Genomic DNA, 17,817 nt, shown 5'->3' with positions numbered 1-17,817 from the left:
CATACCGCGTGATTGTTGTAGGAGGCAGGCGGCGAGTCCCGTGCAAAACAACTGAACCCTGTGGTTATGGGTCCCTGCGTTCGCAGGGACGACGGCGGAGGTTGGCGTTGGCAGCGTTGCCTTCAAGACAGAGTTGAATACGTATGTGTTCACCCCGCGACGCATCCGCGCCCGAGCTGTGCTGAATTTGGTCGCCCCTCAAACAGAGGGCGCAGGGAAGGCCGGGCGCTGGCCGCGCCCGTGGCCCGCCTGCGAAAGAAAATGCAGGCGGCAGGTACCACAGGTCTGGCCGAGAACGCCCGGCCTTCCCCGCGCAACGGTTTTAACGGCTGCTTCGCGTTCTCCCTGGTGCGCCGGGCTGTCTGGCCACCATCCCCACGCGAAGCAAAGCCTCAACGTGAGTTGACATCAGCATCGGGATGTCAGGACCGCGCGACTTGACCGTGCGTGCATCACCGTTCGTCCGCGCAGACTGATCCACGCTGCGGCGACACACGCCCATCGCATCCCACTGCCAACGATCCGTGACGGTCGCGAAGCGCCCCTCATGCGGCAGCAGGGACGTGCGGAAATGTGCAGGTGATTTGCCCGACGGTGCAAGCCTTATTGCTGCGGCAGACTAACACGACGGGCAATTTGCGCATGGGAGGGATGCTGGCAGCCCCACCGTCATTGCGAGCGAAGCGAAGCAATCCAGAGTCCCGCCGTAGCTCTGGATTGCTTCGTCGCTTGGCTCCTCGCAATGACGGTGGCGAGCAACACGCTATCGACCGCCGGCATGATCCCCAGCCGCCTCATCATTCTGGTCGAGCTATCACCACGACAGCAGTCTGCTCCCTCCCCCTTGCGGGGAGGGGTTGAGGGTCCGCGGGCGTTGAATTCGGTGGCGTGCGTGACCTCGAACAACAAAGTGCGATGAACACGATCGACGGATTATTGGCTGGGGGGCTCGGACTCCGATTGAGAGCGGACTCGTGTACCCGCCCCGCTCCCCACAGGGGGAGGGGAGCGCACCGCCCGCGTGGTGAGCGTCTCGCACCTCTGGGAGAGCGCAGTCGCTATGCGCCTCAGAACGACGTGCCGCCGCCGAACCTGAACTCCTGGACGGTGTCGTATTTGCCCTTGGACAGCGGCACCGCGTAGTCGAAGCGGAGCGGGCCGAACGGCGAGGCCCAGATCAGGCCGACGCCGACGGAGGAGCGCACCACCTTGCTGTCATCGTACAGCAGGCCGCATTTGCAGGTCGCGGTGTTGACCTCGCCGGTCGCCGCCCAGGAGGTCGGGCCCTGATAGCCCCACAGCGAACCGGCATCGGCATAGACGGCGCCCTTCAAGCCCACTTCCTTCGGCAGGAACCAGAACGGCATCTGCAGCTCGGCCGAGGCGCCCCAATATTTGGTGCCGCCGAGCGCATCGCCGGTGGCACCGAGGCTGCGATAGGTGATGTCCCGCGCCCCGATTCCGTTCGAGGCGAAGCCGCGCACCAGGCTCGGTCCCATCTGGAAGTGGTCGAGCATCCGCAGATCCTTGTCGCCGATCTTGTTCAGCATGCCGCCCTGCAGATGGATGATGCCGACGATGTCGGCCACCAGCGGCGAGTAATATTTCGCGTCCACCGCCGACTTGAGGTAGCTGACATTGCCGCCGACGCCGGCGAAATCCTGCTTCCAGTCGATCAACAGGCCATCGGTCGGGTTCTTGTTGTTGTCGAGCGTGTTGTAGCTGAGCGTGTAGCCGAGCGCAGAGGTCAGCGCGGCGCCGTCGCTCAGCTCCTTGCGGACCGGCAGGCTCGACTCGCCATCGCCGTAGCAGCCCCAGCCATAGTAGCCCGAGCTGGTCGAATTGGTCGGATCGACGCCGCCGAGCACGCTCTTGATGTAGGCCGGGGTCGGGTTGAAGGCGAGCAGGCTGTTGGCGGCGTTGTTGTTGCAGTTCTTGTAGTAGGACGGCAGCGATATCTCCTGGCGATACAGCGAGTAGCGCAACTGGAGCGACAGGTCTTCGCGCAACTGGAAGCCGAGCCGCGGACTGAAGCCGATCGTCGTCACACCATAGCTCGTATAGCTGTTCGCCAGCTGCTGCTTGTAGTAGACATCCAGGCCGAGCGCGATCCGGTTGTCGAGCAGATAGGGCTCGACGAAGGACAGCGAGACGCCCCTGCTGTATTGGCCGTAGCTCACGGACGCCTTGGCGTACAGACCGCGGCCGAGGAAGTTGCGCTCCGAAACCGAGACCTCACCCAGCGCGCCATCGGTGGTCGAATAGCCGCCGGAAACGGAGAGGTCGCCGGTCGACTTCTCCTCCAGATTGACCACGAGGATGACGCGGTCGCTCGACGAGCCCGGCTCGGCCGCGATCTTCACGTCCTTGAAGAAGTCGAGATTCTTCAGCCGGCGCTCGGCGCGGTCGACCAGCGCGCGGTTGTAGGCGTCGCCCTCGGACAGATCGAACTCGCGCCGGATCACGTACTCGCGGGTGCGGGTGTTGCCGCGGATGGTGATGCGCTCGATATAGGTGCGCGGGCCCTCGTCGACCTGGAATACGATCGCGACCGTATGCGCTTCCAGATTGCGGTCGCCGCGCGGACGCACGACGGCGAAGGCAAAGCCGCGACGCGAGGCCTCGATCTGCATCTCCTCGACCGACTTCTCGAGCTGCTCGACGTTGTAGAGCGCGCCGACATTGACGCGCGAATAGCCGCGCAGCGTGTTGGCGTCGAGCGCCGCGACGCTCGACTGGAACTGCACCGAGCTGACGCGGTATTGCTGGCCCTCCTCGATCTGGAACGTGACCAGGAAGCCCTTCTGGTCCGGGTCATATTCGCTGAGCGCCGCGACGACCTGAACGTCGGCATAGCCGTTCTTCAGATAGAAGCGGCGGATCAGGTCGCGATCGGCCTCGACGCGGTCGGGGTCGTAGACGTCGTTGTTGCCGAGGAAGCTGAGCCAGTTGGTTGCGTGCGTCTTGATGACGTCGCGCAGCCGCGCGGCGGAATAGGCGTTGTTGCCGACGAAGCTGATCGACTTCACGCCCGTCTTGACGCCCTCTTCGATGGTGAAGACGAGGTCGACGCGGTTGTTGGGCTGCTCGATGATCTCGGGCGTGACGCGGACGTCGTAGCGGCCGGAGCGGCGGTAGATCTCGGCGATGCGCTGCGCGTCCGACTGCACCATCGGACGGGACAGCGTGCCGCGCGGCTTCGATTGCACTTCCGCCGAGAGCTGCTCGTCCTTGACCTTCTTGTTGCCCTCGAAGGCGACGCGGCCGATCACGGGATTCTCGACCACGCGCACGATCAGCCGGCCGCCCTGCCGGTCGATCTTCACGTCGGCGAACAGGCCGGTCTGGACCAGGGCCTTGAGGCCGTCGTCGACCTGGCCGGCATCGAGCGTGCCGGCGGGACCCGGCTTGAAATAGGAGCGGATGGTGTCGGATTCGACGCGCCTGTTACCCTCGACGGTGATCGCGCTGGCGACGGCGGGTGCCGCCGCGGCCATGCGGGGCAGCGAGGAAACGGGCATGGCCAGCAGCATCAGGGCAAGCACGCCCGGCAGTCTCAGACGCATCATCGACGCTCTTTCGAAAGTCAGAGTCCTCGGCGCGCAGACGTTCGTCGGCACGCCACCGGAATCGCTGATGCCCGTCAAAGATGGTCGCGATGCGCCGATCTCGTTTCGTGAAATGTCTGATGATGCTGGATGTGACTGAGTGTTTCCGGTCAGACAAGATTCTCGGGCCAACCGAGCGGCAGAGGGCATGAGCAGCTAATAAGTGCGTCGCCCGCGCTGCGACCGGAAAGCCACGGCTGAGACGGACATCTCCGTTAAGCAATCGGCCCGGCCTCGCCGCATTCGGTGGCTTCCGAAATCAAATTCTACAAATCTTCGGAAATTGGCAATACGAGGGAAAAACGAGGGTGCTAATTGATCGTCATCCGAACTAAGCCCCCAAGTAGTTCGGCCAAGGCCCGGTGCGCGTAGATTCCCATTTATATTCCGGCGCACCGGGCCGCCCGTTTTCCCTCGCGCGCGAGCCGATGGCCCGTAGGATGGGCGGAGGCGGTCGTGCCGCGGCTCCATCCGAGGTCGCGGCAGCGCCATGCCCACGGTCTGAGCGCGAATGCGCGGCGCGGCGGTGTGCAGGCCGCCGCCGTCGGCGGCCGCCTTGCCCTCCTACGGTTCCCGCCGCCCCACCCGAATCACCACAATGTCCGCCGCTGTTGCGAAATTGCCTCTGGATCGGGGCGGGAAAACCGATCAAAACGGGCGGCAGCGCCGATGGTTAATCGCGTCTTAACCTCGCCCCACCTATGGTGACCAGACAGGCACCGGTTCATGGGCGATCGGCGGCTTCCACTGGTTTGGCGCGCGTTTTACGTATGGCAATGACCGCTTCATCCCCCGCGCCCGCTGGCGCCAGCCATTCGGAGAGCGAACGCTCGCCGTTTGCGCGGCTGAACGAGCTGCTCGCCCCTTACAAGCCGGGCAAGCCGATGATCACACTCGCCGTTGGCGAGCCGCAGCATCCGGTGCCGGACTTCGTCGGGCCTGTATTGGCCCAGCACATCGCCGAGTTCGGCCGCTACCCGGCCGCCAAGGGCATCGAGCCGTTCCGCAAGGCGGCCGCCGGCTGGCTGGCGCGGCGATTCGCGCTGCCGCGCGCTGTTGATCCCGAGCACGAGATTCTGGTCCTGAACGGCAGCCGCGAGGGCCTGTTCTTCGCCGCCCATGCGGCGCTCCGCCATGTCGGCCCGCGCCGCGGACGGCCCGCGATCCTGATGCCGAACCCGTTCTATCCGGTGTATGGCGTCGGCGCCCGCACCGCCGGCTGCGACTCCATCTATCTGCCGACCACGCGCGACAACGGCTTCCTGCCCGATCTCGATGCGATCGACGAGGCGACCCTGGCGCGCACGATCGCGTTCTACCTCGCGACGCCGGCCAACCCGCAAGGTTCGGTGGCATCAGCGGACTACATGCGCAAGCTGGTCCAGCTCGCCAACGCTTACGGCTTCCTGATCTTCAGCGACGAATGCTATTCGGAGATCTACACGAAGGCGGCGCCCGGCAGCATGCTCGAGCATGCCGGACCCGACTATACCAACGTGGTCGCGTTCCAGTCGCTGTCGAAGCGCTCCAACGTGCCGGGCATGCGGATCGGCTTCGCCGCCGGCGACCGCCGATTCCTCGCGGGCTTTCACGAGCTGCGCAACGTCGCGGCGCCGCAGGTGCCGGTGCCGCTGCAGCACGTGGCCGTCGCCGCCTATGCCGACGAGGCGCATGTCGAGGAGAACCGGCGGCTGTACCGCGCCAAGTTCGATCTCGCCGACCAGATCATCGGCAACCGCTATGGCTACAAGCGTCCCGATGGCGGCTTCTGCGTCTGGCTCGACGTGGCTGATCGCGGCGGCGACGAGGACGTGACGTTGCGGCTGTATCGCGACGCCGGCGTGCGCGTGGTGCCCGGCAGCTACCTGGCGCGGCCGCAAGCCGACGGGTTCAATCCGGGCCTGGGCTACATCAGGCTGGCGCTGGTGGCGGATGCCGGATCCACCGGTGAGGCGTTGCACCGGCTGGTCGAGGTCCTGGGATAATCGCGGGGCTGATGCAGATGCCGGCGATCGAACGAGTCATCCCTCTGGTCAACCACCTGCCGACGTCGCTGCGCGACGCGCTGGTGCGGCGGCTGCGCGAGCTCGCGGGCCTCTGCCTGATCGCGCTGTGCGGCGTGGCCGCGGCGGCGCTGATGACGTGGTCGGTGCAGGACCCCAGCCTGAGCCACGCCACCTCGCGCGCCATCCGCAACATCGTCGGCTATCCCGGCGCGATCAGCGCCGATCTGCTGATGCAGATCCTCGGTCTCGGCTCGATCATGGCGATCCTGCCGCTTTCGATCCGCGGCTGGCGGATGATGACGCACCGGCCGTTCGACCGCGAGGCGCTGCGCTTCGGCGCCTGGATTCTCGGCGCCGTCATCGCCGCCGGCTTTGCCAGCTGCTGGCCGCGCTCGCACGCCTGGCCGCTGCCGACCGGTCTCGGCGGCGTCGTCGGCGACGCCCTGGTGCGCGCACCGGCCGTGGTGTTCGGTCCGCCCGGTGTGATCTATCGGCTGGTGCTCGGCGCCCTTCTTCTGGTTGCGATGATCGGCTGCCTGCTGGTGGCCGGCGGCATGGGCGCGAAGGAAGCCGATCCGAGCCTGCTCGCGGATGAGGACGACGACACGCCGCTGGCCGACCCCGAGGACGACGACGACCGCAAGGCGATCCGGCTCGGCTGGGTGTTCCACGCCATCATGAGCGCCAAGGCCCAGGTCGTCTGGTTCCTGAGCACGGCCTATCGTGCGCTGGTCTCCTCCGGCCCGCAGCCGCGCGCCGCCGCCGCAGGCCGGCAGGAGCCCAGCCTGGGTCGCGGCAAGCCGACGCTCGCGCCCGAGATGGACGAGGACGGCGGCGACCAGGACGAGGCCGACGAAGGCGAGGACGAAGAAGAGGAGGAGGAGCCCGCTCCCCGCGCCCGCAAGAAGCCCGCGGCCAAGACGCCGGCGCGCAAGGCCAACGACAAATACGACCTGCCCTCGGTCTCGATGCTGGCGGCGCCGAAATCCTCCGACCGCCAGCCGCTGTCGAAGAGCGAGCTGGAGGCCAATTCGCGCGCGCTGGAAGGTGTGCTGCAGGACTTCGGGGTGCGCGGCGAGATCGTCAAGGCGCATCCCGGCCCGGTCGTCACGCTGTACGAGCTGGAGCCGGCGCCGGGCATCAAATCGTCCCGCGTCATCGGTCTTGCCGACGACATCGCCCGCTCGATGAGCGCGCTGTCGGCGCGCGTCGCGGTCGTGCCCGGCCGCAATGCCATCGGCATCGAGCTGCCCAACGCGCATCGCGAGAAGGTGTACCTGCGCGAGCTGCTCGTCGCCAAGGAGGCGACCGAGAGCGTCGCCAAGCTGCCGCTCTGCCTCGGCAAGAACATCGGCGGCGAATCCATCATCATCGATCTCGCCCGCACCCCGCACATGCTGATCGCCGGCACCACCGGCTCGGGCAAATCGGTCGCCATCAACACCATGATCCTGAGCCTGGTCTATCGCCTCAGGCCCGACCAGTGCCGGCTGATCATGGTCGACCCGAAGATGCTCGAACTGTCGGTCTATGACGGCATCCCGCATCTCCTCACGCCGGTCGTGACCGATCCGAAGAAGGCCGTCGTCGCGCTGAAATGGGCCGTGCGCGAGATGGAGGAGCGCTACAAGAAGATGGCCAAGCTCGGCGTGCGCAACATCGACGGCTACAACGCCCGCCTGGGCGAAGCGCGCGCCAAGGGCGAGGAGCTGACGCGCACCGTCCATACCGGCTTCGACAAGGAGACCGGCAAGGCGATCTACGAGGAAGAGAAGCTCGACCTCGATCCCCTGCCCTACATCGTCATCATCGTCGACGAGATGGCCGACCTGATGATGGTCGCCGGCAAGGACATCGAGGGCACGGTGCAGCGCCTCGCGCAGATGGCGCGTGCCGCCGGCCTGCACGTCATCCTGGCAACGCAGCGCCCGTCGGTCGACGTCATCACCGGCACCATCAAGGCGAACTTCCCGACCCGCATCTCCTTCCAGGTCACGTCCAAGATCGACAGCCGCACCATTCTCGGCGAGATGGGCGCCGAGCAACTGCTCGGCCAGGGCGACATGCTCTACATGGCCGGCGGCGGCCGCATCAGCCGCGTACACGGCCCGTTCTGCTCCGACGAGGAGGTCGAGAAGGTCGTCAAGCATCTCAAGGCACAGGGCTCGCCGGAATATCTCGAGGCGGTCACCGCCGAGGAGCCGAGCGAGGAGGATGGCGCCGTGTTCGATGCCACCGGCATGGGCGGCGGTGGCGGCGGCGACGACCTGTTCTCCCAGGCGGTCGCCGTGGTCAAGCGCGACCGCAAGGCCTCCACCAGCTACATTCAACGCCGGCTGCAGATCGGCTATAACAAGGCCGCTTCGCTTATGGAGCGGATGGAACAGGAAGGCATCGTCGGCCAGGCCAACCACGCCGGCAAGCGCGAGATCCTGGTGCCCGAGGAGGAAGGCGGGTTCTGACGGCCCCGATGGCCGCAGAAACGCCGCTTCGGTGCCCGATCTTCACGCGATTACGATCACGCTGCCCGGCCGAACCGGGATAGAACGCGTAAAACCTCAGGACGTCGTTTTGAAAAGCTCCTTGTTGAACAGCACGTTTTCGTATCACGCAGCTTGGCGCGGGCGCCGGATCGGCGCTTGGCTGGTCGCCTGCGCCGTGACGATATGCTCTGTCGCCGGTGCGTCCGGTCACGCCGCCGCGCAGGGCACGCCGGCTCCGAAATCAGGCCCGAAGAGCGGCTCCCAGCTCAGCGCCTCCGACCAGCAGCGGGCCGGCCAGAGCCCCTCGACCACCCAGACGGCCCCGCCCAACCCGGTCATTCCCGATCCCCGGCGCAACGTGCCGGCCAGCATCTTCACCTCGTTCGACGCCAACCAGAAGGCGCAGGCGGCCAAGGTCAGCGCCTATCTGTCGTCGCTGCAGACCCTGGTCGGGAACTTCGTCCAGGTCGGCCCGGACGGCAGCAAGACCAAGGGCGATTTCTACATCCAGAAGCCCGGCAAGGTCCGCTTCGAATACGAGCCGCCGACGCCGATCGACATCATCGCCGACGGCTCTTCCTTGGTGGTGCGCGACCGCAAGCTCGCGACCCAGGACGTCTATCCGCTGTCGCAGACGCCGCTGCGTTATCTGCTGTCCGACCGCATCGACCTGTTGAAGGACACCAACGTGATCGCGGTCGCCGCCGACGACCTCTACGTCACGATCACGATCGAGGAGAAGCAGGCCCTGATCGGGACCAGCCGGCTGATGCTGATGCTCGGCGCCAAGGACGGCCAGCTCAAGCAGTGGACCGTGACCGATCCGCAGGGCTACGACACCACGATTGCCGTCTACAATCTGGATACGACCAAGAAGCTCGATCCGGCGATGTTCAAGATCGACTTCACGGCCTATCCGAGCACGCCGCCGGGCTGACGCCGCTTCTCGCGCTCGCTCAGCGCGATTCGAGCCCGCGCACCTTCCATTGCGCTTCTGACAGTGCGAGCTTCTCGAAGCGCTTGCGCGCCTCCTCGAGGTCATCGGCCGGAAGCGCGTCGCAGCCGGGCCGGTCGCGCAGGATCATCGACGTCGTCGCCCAGCTGAGCCGCGCGGCCTTGCAGGCCAGCAGCAGGTCCGTGATGCGGTCCTCCTCCAGCAGCGATTCGATCGTCTCGATGGTGACGACGCAGAGCAGCGCCAGCGCTGCGATCACGGCAGGGAAATCGCCGGTGGCGCAGAAGCGGTTGACGGCGGAGTCGCCGAGCTTGCCGGTCCGGCTGAGGGCGGCAACCTCGGCCTTGACCTGCTGATAATCCCAGATCGCGCGCATTGCCGCGCCGGGCGAGCGGGTCGGCGTCGCCTGCAGGGTGGCGCGGGTCGCCGGCGGCGCGGCCTTGATGAAGCGGGCGCGGGCGCCCTCGCTGGCCGCGGCGACGAAGGCCCGCGACAGCTTGGCCGGCAGGTCGGTGCGCAGCGCCAGCTTCTCGGCGAGATCCTCGTCGCGCTCGGCGATCTTGAACAGGCTGCGATAGCCGTCCTCGGACAGCCGGGCGGAAAGATTCTGCGCCAGCGCCATGCGCACCGCCGGAAAGCCGCGCGCGATCAGCTGCGTCGTGAGGCTGTCGCCGATGCCCCTGCGGCTGGCGATCGCGACGAGATGCGCCGGGCTGCCGGTGCGGATGAACTCGGCGAGATCGCGCTCGGTCAGCACCGCCGCCTTGGCCAGCATCGGCCCGGCGACGCGCAATTCGGGGTGAACGGCGAGCATCCGCGCCGTCGCGTAAGGCGCGCGCTCGACGCCGGCGAGCGCCATGCTCAGCTCGGCGAGCAACTCGGTCGCGACCTGCGGCATCAGCCGGGCGAACATCTGATCGTAGAGATCGAGCTGCTCGGCGGACGCCGGCCGCGGACCGGCCAGGAACAGGCTGGTGGTCCGGCGCAGCATGTCGGTGGCGAGCTCGGACACCGTCCGCGCATCACCGGCGGGCGTCTTGGCGGTCGGAGCTGCCGCAGGCGCTGGAGGCATCGCACGTCCCTCGTTGGGCGCCTCCCTCGGCTGTGACGGAGGCGCGGGTCGATCATCAATTGAGGAAGAATGCGAAGGCCGGACTAAAGGGGCGTTAAGCGCAGCGGGCGGAGCTGAAACCCCACGCGGCTGTCGTTAATGGATTGCGGCAGAGCGCGGCAACAACGATGTTCCCGTATTGTTCTTGCGAACGATGCCGGCTTCCGCTAGCCTCCTTGTCCGGGAGGGGCATCATGGTCCAGCGCGTTTCCACCGTCGCCTTCGAGGGGATCGAGGCCCGCGCGGTCGACGTGCAGGTCCAGGTCGCGCCGGGGCTGCCGGCGTTTGCGATCGTCGGATTGCCGGACAAGGCCGTGTCCGAGGCGCGCGAGCGGGTCCGTTCGGCGCTGATCGCTTCGGGCCTGGCGCTGCCGGCGCGGCGCATCACCGTCAACCTGGCGCCAGCCGACGTGCCCAAGGAAGGCAGCCATTACGATCTGCCGATCGCGCTCGGCCTGATGGCCGCGATCGGGGCCATTCCGCCGGATGCGCTCGGCGGCTTCACGGTGCTCGGCGAGCTCGGACTCGACGGCTCGATCGCGCCGGTTGCTGGCGTGCTGCCGGCGGCGATCGGCGCCAATGCGCGCGAGGAAGGATTGATCTGCCCGGCCGCCTGCGGCGCCGAGGCGGCGTGGGCGAGCCCGGACCTGCAGATCATCGCGGCGAGCTCGCTGATCCAGATCGCCAACCATTTCAAGGGCACGCAGGTGCTGTCGCGGCCGCAGCCGAAGATCCAGGAGGCACCCGCCAGTCTGCTCGATCTGCGCGACATCAAGGGCCAGGAGAGCGGCAAGCGCGCGCTCGAGATCGCGGCCGCCGGCGGGCATCATCTGCTGATGATCGGCTCGCCCGGCGCCGGCAAGTCGATGCTGGCGGCGCGGCTGCCCTCGATCCTGCCGCCGCTGTCGCCGGCGGAGCTCTTGGAAGTCTCGATGATCGCCTCGGTCGCCGGCGAGATCGAGGGCGGCGCGCTGACGTCGCGACGGCCGTTCCGCAGCCCGCATCATTCCGCGAGCATGGCGGCGCTGACCGGCGGCGGCCTGCGCGCCCGCCCCGGCGAGATCTCGCTGGCGCATCAGGGCGTGCTGTTCCTCGACGAGCTGCCGGAGTTCGATCCGCGCGTGCTGGATTCGCTGCGCCAGCCGCTGGAGAATGGCGAGGTCTCGATCTCGCGCGCCAACCACCGCGTCACCTACCCTGCCCGCTTCATGCTGGTCGCGGCGATGAATCCGTGCCGCTGCGGCAACGCCTTCGAGCCCGGCTACGCCTGCAAGCGCGGCCGCATCGACCGCTGCACCGCCGACTACCAGATGCGCATCTCCGGCCCGCTGATGGACCGCATCGACCTGCGCATCGAGGTCCCCGCCGTCACCGCCGCCGACCTCATCCTGCCGCCCGCCAAGGAAGGCTCGGCCGAGGTCGCCGCCCGCGTCGCCGCTGCACGCGACCTGCAGCGCGAGCGCTATGCCAAGGCCGGCCTGCCACACATCCGGACCAACGCCGAGGCCCCCGCCGCCGTGCTCGACGAGGTCGCCAGGCTGGATGCGCCCGGCCAGAAGCTGCTTCGCGAAGCCGCCGAGACGATGCGGCTGTCCGCCCGCGGCTATCACCGCGTGCTGCGCGTGGCGCGGACGCTCGCCGATCTCGACCACACTGATGCGATCGGCCGGCTGCATCTGGCCGAGGCGCTGTCGTATCGCGCGCTGGCGGAGGACAATCGCCACGCGGCGTAAGGGCGCCCCCTCCCCCTCAACACTCTGGTAACGACTTCTCTTTACGCTCCGACAACCATAAGGCCCGCGTTCCGTCATTAGGCCTGCCCCGTCGGTGCGTATCATGTTGCGTTTCAAGGTCCTTGTCTCGGCCGTGCCGCTGATCGCGGCCGCAGTCATCGCCAGACTCGAATTGGCGCCCTCCCCGCAGCCCTGCATTGCCGTCGGCGCCGACAGCATCTCGCGCGGCTCGGCGCCGTTTACCGCCGATCTCCATGTCGACTTCACCGATGACCCGGCGCTCGCCACTATCAGCGTGGCGCTGGCCGACAGTCCGGAGACGGCCGATTTCGTCGTGGTCGACGATGTGCTCGCCAAGGAGGATCGTGGCTGCGGCATGACTGCCGCGACCGCGGTCGTCGCGATCGCCGCCGATCCGCATCCTGACGTGCCCCGAATCCATCTCGCCAAGGACAGCGCAGCAGATGCTCACGCCGACGATCGCATCCACGTCCGCTCCAGCCACGCCACGGCGCGAGACGCCGCCGCGCTCATCGTCTCGGCCCACGGCCATGACTCACCGCCCGCCGATCCGGTTCTGTGAGTCGGGCTAACGCCCGGTTCACCATCTCAGCACGGCTTCATCGCGCGTGCAGACCTTTCAAAGTCTCAGCAATACCGACGCCGCATGGTGCGGGCCGGCCATGACATTGGGATCGAAATCGTCGGGGGTGATCGAGATGGGACCGATTTTTCACGTCAGGCTGCGCCTGCGCCGGTTCATGCGCCGTCACCGCACCATCTTCGCCATCCTGCGCTCGCTGATGATCTTCTCCGCCGGCTTCGGCGGCGCGTACGGCTTCATCAAGGCCAGCATCTCCGACAACTCCGGCTATAACCCGCACACGTTCGCGATCGGCGCCAGCTTCCTGTTCGCGCTCGCCTGCGTCGGCCTGGCCACGCTCAGCATGCGGCTGCGCTTCGTCGCCAGGAAGATGCACAAGATTGCGCTCCACAACGAGGTGCTGGCCGACCGGAACTGGGAGCTGCAGGAAGCCGAGCAGCGCGCCCGCAATCTGTTCGAGCAGCAGGGCGACCTCATCGTCATGCGCGCGCGCGACGGCAGCATCATCTTCGTCAACGACGCCTATTGCCGGATGGCGGGGATAGATCGCGACAACCTGCTCGGCAGCGCGTTCACCTTTGAGCTGATCGAGCAGGGCGACAGCGCGCTGGAGCCGAACGGCACGCGCGTCCACGACCAGCGTATCGAGAGCGCGATCGGGCCGCGCTGGATCGCGTGGCGCGAGGCGCTGGTGCGTTCCGACGCCGGCCAGCCCGCCGTGCTGCAATGTGTCGGCCGCGACGTCACCGACCGCACCGAGACCGAGCGGGCGCTGGCGGAGGCGCGCGACCAGGCCAATGCCGCGAACCGCGCCAAGTCGCGGTTCCTGGCGATGGCGAGCCATGAGATCCGCACGCCGCTGAACGGCATCCTCGGCATGAGCGGGCTGCTGCTCGAGACGCAACTGACGCCGGAGCAGACGACCTACGCCAAGGCGGTCCGCACCTCGGGTGAGGCCTTGATGTCGCTGATCGACGAGCTGCTCGACTATTCCAAGATCGAAGCGGGCAAGCTGGCGCTCGAGGCGCAGCCGTTCTCGCTGGCGGCGCTGATCGAGGAGATCACCGAGCTGCTGGCGCCACGGGCACAGGCCAAGCAACTGGAGATCGCGGCCTATCTCGACGAGCGGCTGCCGACCTGGGTGACGGGCGACGCCGCGCGGCTGCGCCAGGTGCTGCTCAACCTCGCCGGCAACGCCATCAAATTCACCGCGACGGGCGGCGTTGCCCTGATCGCCGAGCCCGGCATCTGGCCGAACGAGATCAGCTTCCAGGTGTGCGACACCGGCATCGGCATCGCAGCCGACGCGCAGGAGCGCATCTTCCGCGAATTCGAGCAGGCCGACGACAGCGTGGCGCGCAGCTTCGGCGGCACCGGGCTTGGCCTTGCGATCTCGGACCGGATCGTCAAGCGGATGGGCGGCCGCATCGCGCTGCAGAGCGCGCTCGGCGCCGGCTCGACCTTCGAGGTGTCGGTGCCGCTGCCGCCGGCGCTGGAGCGCGGCGAGCAGAACAGCTTCCGCGGCCCCGATCTCGCAGGACGGTCGATCATGCTGGTCGCGCCGGCCGGGCTGCAGGCCGAGCTGATCGAGCGGCGCTTGCAGAACTGGGGCGCGCAGACCTGCCTGGTCGCCGAGGCCGAGGTGGCGGAGGCCCTGCTGCCCGAACGCGCCTGGCACGCCGTGCTGGTCGACGACAGCATCGGCGGCGATGAATCGCTGCGTGTGGGCGGGGTCGCGCGACATCATACGACGCGGCTGATCGTGCTGGTGACACCGGCGAGCCGCCACGAGCTGGCGCCAGGGGCGCCATTCAACGGCTATCTCGTCAAGCCGCTGCGGGCCGCCTCGCTCGCCGCGCGCGTGAGCTTCGACACCGACGGCACGGTCATGGCCGACGATCCGATCCCGACCATCGCGCCGCCGATCGCGGCCCAGGCCGGCGCGGGACTGTCCATCCTGGTCGCCGAGGACAACGACATCAACGCACTGCTGATGCGCTCGCTGCTGAGCAAGCTCGGCCACCACGCCGACATCGCCGTGCATGGCGAAGCCGCGCTGGACTCCTGGCTCGCGGCGCGCTCGGCCGGCGCGCCCTATGATCTGATCCTGATGGACGTGCAGATGCCGAAGCTCGACGGCATTGCCGCCGCCAGGCGCATTCGCGCGATCGAGGCCAGCGAGCCCGGCGGGCGCACCCCGATCCTGGCGCTCACGGCCAATGCCCTGGTCGAGGACCGTTACGCCTGCTTCGAGGCGGGCATGGATGGGTTCCTGGTCAAGCCGATCGATCGCGACAAGCTCGACGAGGCGCTGGCGAATCTGGCGGCGGCGCGACAGGTGCCAGCGTAGGTCATTAGTTGGAGCGGATCAGCTCGGCGCCGCGCTCGCGGGCCCCGCTCACAACCGCCTGAGCGCCACCGTCTCGATCTCGTGATCCGCGCCCTTCTTCAGGATCAGGGTCGCACGCGGCCGTGTCGGGAGGATGTTGTCCTCGAGATTGGCCAGGTTGGTGCGCTCCCAGATCGCGATCGCGGTGGCGATGGCCTCCTCGTCCGACAGCAGCGCGTAGCGGTTGAAGTAGGACCGCGGATCATGGAACGCCGTGTCGCGCAGCGACAGGAAGCGCTTGACGTACCATTTGCGCAGGATCGCCTCGTCGGCGTCGATGTAGACCGAGAAGTCGAAGAAGTCGGAGACGACCGGTACGGCCTGGCCATCGCGCGGCAGCGGTCCGGTCTGCAGCACGTTGACGCCTTCGACGATCAGGATGTCCGGCTGGTCGATCTCGGCCCACTGATTGGGGACGATGTCGTAACTCAGATGGGAATACACCGGTGCGCGCACGGGATGGCGGCCGGCCTTGATGTCGGAGAGAAAACCGAGCAGCCGCGGCAGGTCATAGCTTTCCGGAAAGCCCTTCTTCTGCATCAGGCCCTGCCGCTCCAGCACCGCGTTCGGATACAGGAAGCCGTCGGTGGTGATGAGATCGACCTTGGGCCGCGGCGACCAGCGGGTCAGCAACGCCTGCAGCACGCGCGCAGTGGTCGACTTGCCGACCGCCACCGAGCCGGCGACGCCGATGATGTAGGGCATCTTACGGTCGCGGATGCCGAGAAACTGGCGCTGCGCGTAGTACAGCCGCTGCGCCGCATCGACATACATCGACAGCAATCGCGACAGCGGGAGGTAGATGTCCTCGACCTCCTGAAGGTCGAGACGATCGTGCATCGACCGCAGCTTGGAGAACTCGCCGGGCTCCAAGGTCATCGGCGTGTCGTTGCGCAGCTCGGCCCATTGTTCGCGCGTGAAGACGCGGTACGGATTATATTGTTGTTCGGTGGTGCGCATGTCCATGACGCTGCCCTTCGTTTCCCCCGCCGTCGCGCCCTACTCCGTCTTGCGCGACGCCTTTTCTTCCAGCCCCGATTGGCCGGTCCGCTTGCCAAGCGCCGCCTCGACCTCCTCGAGCCGGACGTCGCGCGACTTCAACAACACCAACAGATGAAACAGCAGGTCGGCGCTTTCGGAGATCAGATGCTCACGGTCGGTGCCAAGTGCGGCGATGACCGTCTCGACCGCCTCCTCGCCCATCTTCTTGGCGCATTGCGGCGGGCCCTTGTCGAGCAGCTTGCGCGTATAGGACGCCTCACCGCCCGCCGCGGCGCGCGCGTCGATGATGGCAGCCAGGTCGTGAAGCGTGAAGCGGGACATCAGCCGGTACTCGGAACGCCTGCCCGACCACGGCGGCCGGACCAGCGTTCATCTAACATTTTTGCGACGCAATGTCGTCAGGGATCGAGCCGCATCGGCAGCCCCTGGCGCACCATGTGCTCCTTGGCCTGCCGGATGGTAAATTCCCCGAAATGGAAGATTGACGCCGCCAGCACCGCGGTCGCGTGGCCCTCGCGGATGCCGTCCACCAGATGATCGAGGTTACCGACACCGCCGGAGGCGATCACCGGCACCGGGACGCTGTCGGCGACTGCCCGGGTCAGCGGCAGGTCGAAGCCCTGGCGGGTGCCGTCGCGGTCCATCGAGGTCAGCAGGATCTCGCCGGCACCGAGCGCGACCACCTCCTGGGCGTATTCCAGGGCATCGATGCCGGTCGATTTGCGGCCGCCATGGGTGAAGATCTCCCAGCGGCTGCCGCCGCCCGGCCGCGACACGGACTTGGCGTCGATCGCCACCACGATGCACTGCTCGCCGAACTTCTCGGCCGCCTCCTTGACGAATTCGCGCCTGCTCACCGCGGCCGAATTGATCGAAACCTTGTCGGCGCCGGAACGCAGCAGGGTCTTGATGTCGTCGATGGTGCGCACGCCGCCGCCGACCGTGACCGGCATGAAGCAGGCCTCCGCCGTGCGCCGGACGACGTCCAGCATGATGCCGCGGTTCTCATGGGTGGCGGTGATGTCGAGGAAGCACAGCTCGTCGGCGCCGGCCGCGTCATAGGCGATCGCGGCTTCGACCGGATCGCCGGCATCGCGCAGATTGACGAAGTTGACGCCCTTGACGACTCGTCCGTCCTTGACGTCGAGGCAGGGAATGACACGGACCTTGAACATCCTGTTTCCTCCTACGCACGCGCCGCGCGGATCAGCGCCAGTGCTTCCGCGGGATCGAGGCGGCCGTCATAGAGCGCGCGGCCGGCGATGGCGCCTTCGAGCTTTTTCGCCCGCGGTGTCAGCATCGCCTTGACGTCCTCGATCGAGGCCAGGCCGCCGGAGGCAATCACGGGAATCGAGATGGCGTCACCTAGCGCGATCGTGGCATCGAGGTTGAGGCCCTTGAGCAGGCCGTCGCGCGCGATGTCGGTGAAGATGATCGCGGCGACGCCGGCGTCCTCGAAACGCTTGGCAATGTCGAGCGCGGTCACTTCGGATGTCTCGGCCCAGCCCTCGACGGCGACCTTGCCGTCGCGCGCATCGAGCCCGACGGCGACGCGGCCGGGGAAGGCCTTGGCTGCGGTCTTCACCAGCTCGGGATCGCGCACCGCCGCGGTGCCGATGATGACACGGGTGATGCCTTTGCTGAGCCAAGCCTCCACCGTCTTGAGATCGCGGATGCCGCCGCCGAGCTGCACCGGCATCTTGACGACTTTCAACATCGCTTCCACGGCGTGCGCATTCATCGGCTTGCCGGCGAAGGCGCCGTCGAGATCCACGACGTGGAGATAGTCGAACCCCTGGTCGGCGAAGCTCTTGGCCTGCGCGGCGGGATCGAGGTTGAACACGGTGGCGCGCGCCATGTCGCCCTGCTCCAGGCGCACGCACTGGCCGTTCTTCAGATCGATGGCGGGAAACAGGATCATGTCAG

13 protein-coding genes are annotated in these 17,817 nt (G+C 67.3%); 7 read left to right on the top strand and 6 right to left on the bottom strand.

From position 1 onward, the window contains the following. Window positions 1-1,067: 1,067 nt before the first annotated feature. On the bottom strand, window positions 1,068-3,569 hold the full coding sequence (gene bamA, locus QW863_RS09885) for an outer membrane protein assembly factor BamA (RefSeq protein ID WP_315716775.1): 2,502 nt from the start codon (window positions 3,567-3,569) through the stop codon (window positions 1,068-1,070). Here bamA and QW863_RS09880 point away from each other — a divergent pair. The 4 genes from QW863_RS09880 (at window position 3,520) to QW863_RS09865 (ending at window position 9,034) form a co-directional block, all read left to right on the top strand. Continuing rightward, window positions 3,520-3,708: a hypothetical protein gene (locus tag QW863_RS09880; protein ID WP_315716967.1), complete on the top strand. Its 189-nt coding sequence runs from the start codon at window positions 3,520-3,522 to the stop codon at window positions 3,706-3,708. The two genes, bamA and QW863_RS09880, sit on opposite strands and share 50 nt — an antisense overlap. Window positions 3,709-4,378: 670 nt before the next feature. Further along, complete coding sequence (locus QW863_RS09875) at window positions 4,379-5,593, top strand: aminotransferase class I/II-fold pyridoxal phosphate-dependent enzyme (protein WP_315716776.1); 1,215 nt, start codon at window positions 4,379-4,381, stop codon at window positions 5,591-5,593. Between the two features lie 11 nt (window positions 5,594-5,604). After that, complete coding sequence (locus QW863_RS09870) at window positions 5,605-8,076, top strand: DNA translocase FtsK (protein WP_315716777.1); 2,472 nt, start codon at window positions 5,605-5,607, stop codon at window positions 8,074-8,076. A 196-nt stretch (window positions 8,077-8,272) separates the two neighbouring features. Beyond that, complete coding sequence (locus QW863_RS09865) at window positions 8,273-9,034, top strand: outer membrane lipoprotein carrier protein LolA (protein WP_315716778.1); 762 nt, start codon at window positions 8,273-8,275, stop codon at window positions 9,032-9,034. A gap of 19 nt (window positions 9,035-9,053) precedes the next feature. Here QW863_RS09865 and QW863_RS09860 read toward each other — a convergent pair whose 3' ends face one another. Next, on the bottom strand, window positions 9,054-10,124 hold the full coding sequence (locus QW863_RS09860) for a DUF2336 domain-containing protein (protein ID WP_315716779.1): 1,071 nt from the start codon (window positions 10,122-10,124) through the stop codon (window positions 9,054-9,056). A 233-nt stretch (window positions 10,125-10,357) separates the two neighbouring features. Between QW863_RS09860 and QW863_RS09855 the strand changes: the two genes are divergently transcribed. From QW863_RS09855 to QW863_RS09845, 3 genes are all read left to right on the top strand, one after another. Then, window positions 10,358-11,896 (top strand): YifB family Mg chelatase-like AAA ATPase, encoded by a 1,539-nt coding sequence (locus tag QW863_RS09855; RefSeq protein WP_315716780.1) that lies wholly within the window; start codon window positions 10,358-10,360, stop codon window positions 11,894-11,896. Between the two features lie 103 nt (window positions 11,897-11,999). Continuing rightward, window positions 12,000-12,479 (top strand): hypothetical protein, encoded by a 480-nt coding sequence (locus QW863_RS09850; RefSeq protein WP_315716781.1) that lies wholly within the window; start codon window positions 12,000-12,002, stop codon window positions 12,477-12,479. A 136-nt stretch (window positions 12,480-12,615) separates the two neighbouring features. Then, window positions 12,616-14,850, top strand: a complete 2,235-nt coding sequence (locus tag QW863_RS09845; protein WP_315716782.1) for a PAS domain-containing hybrid sensor histidine kinase/response regulator — start codon at window positions 12,616-12,618, stop codon at window positions 14,848-14,850. Between the two features lie 48 nt (window positions 14,851-14,898). On the opposite strand, the gene coaA is transcribed toward QW863_RS09845, so the two are convergent. The 4 genes from coaA to hisA all read right to left on the bottom strand — a co-directional run bounded on the left by coaA (window position 14,899) and on the right by hisA (window position 17,812). Next, on the bottom strand, window positions 14,899-15,855 hold the full coding sequence (gene coaA / locus QW863_RS09840) for a type I pantothenate kinase (protein ID WP_315716783.1): 957 nt from the start codon (window positions 15,853-15,855) through the stop codon (window positions 14,899-14,901). Window positions 15,856-15,888: 33 nt separating this feature from the next. Beyond that, entirely contained in the window at window positions 15,889-16,212 is a 324-nt protein-coding gene (locus QW863_RS09835) for a phosphoribosyl-ATP diphosphatase (protein ID WP_315716784.1), read from the bottom strand. A gap of 77 nt (window positions 16,213-16,289) precedes the next feature. Further along, a complete protein-coding gene (gene hisF, locus QW863_RS09830; RefSeq protein WP_315716785.1) occupies window positions 16,290-17,066 on the bottom strand; it encodes an imidazole glycerol phosphate synthase subunit HisF in 777 nt (258 codons plus the stop codon). 11 nt (window positions 17,067-17,077) lie between these two features. Then, on the bottom strand, window positions 17,078-17,812 hold the full coding sequence (hisA, locus tag QW863_RS09825) for a 1-(5-phosphoribosyl)-5-[(5-phosphoribosylamino)methylideneamino]imidazole-4-carboxamide isomerase (protein WP_315716786.1): 735 nt from the start codon (window positions 17,810-17,812) through the stop codon (window positions 17,078-17,080). Between the last annotated feature and the right edge of the window lie 5 nt (window positions 17,813-17,817).

Source organism: Bradyrhizobium sp. SZCCHNR1017 (genome assembly GCF_032381375.1).
GTDB lineage: Bacteria > Pseudomonadota > Alphaproteobacteria > Rhizobiales > Xanthobacteraceae > Bradyrhizobium.
The sequence above is the reverse complement of the archived record's forward strand: the minus strand, read 5'-3'. Positions and strand labels throughout refer to the sequence as shown.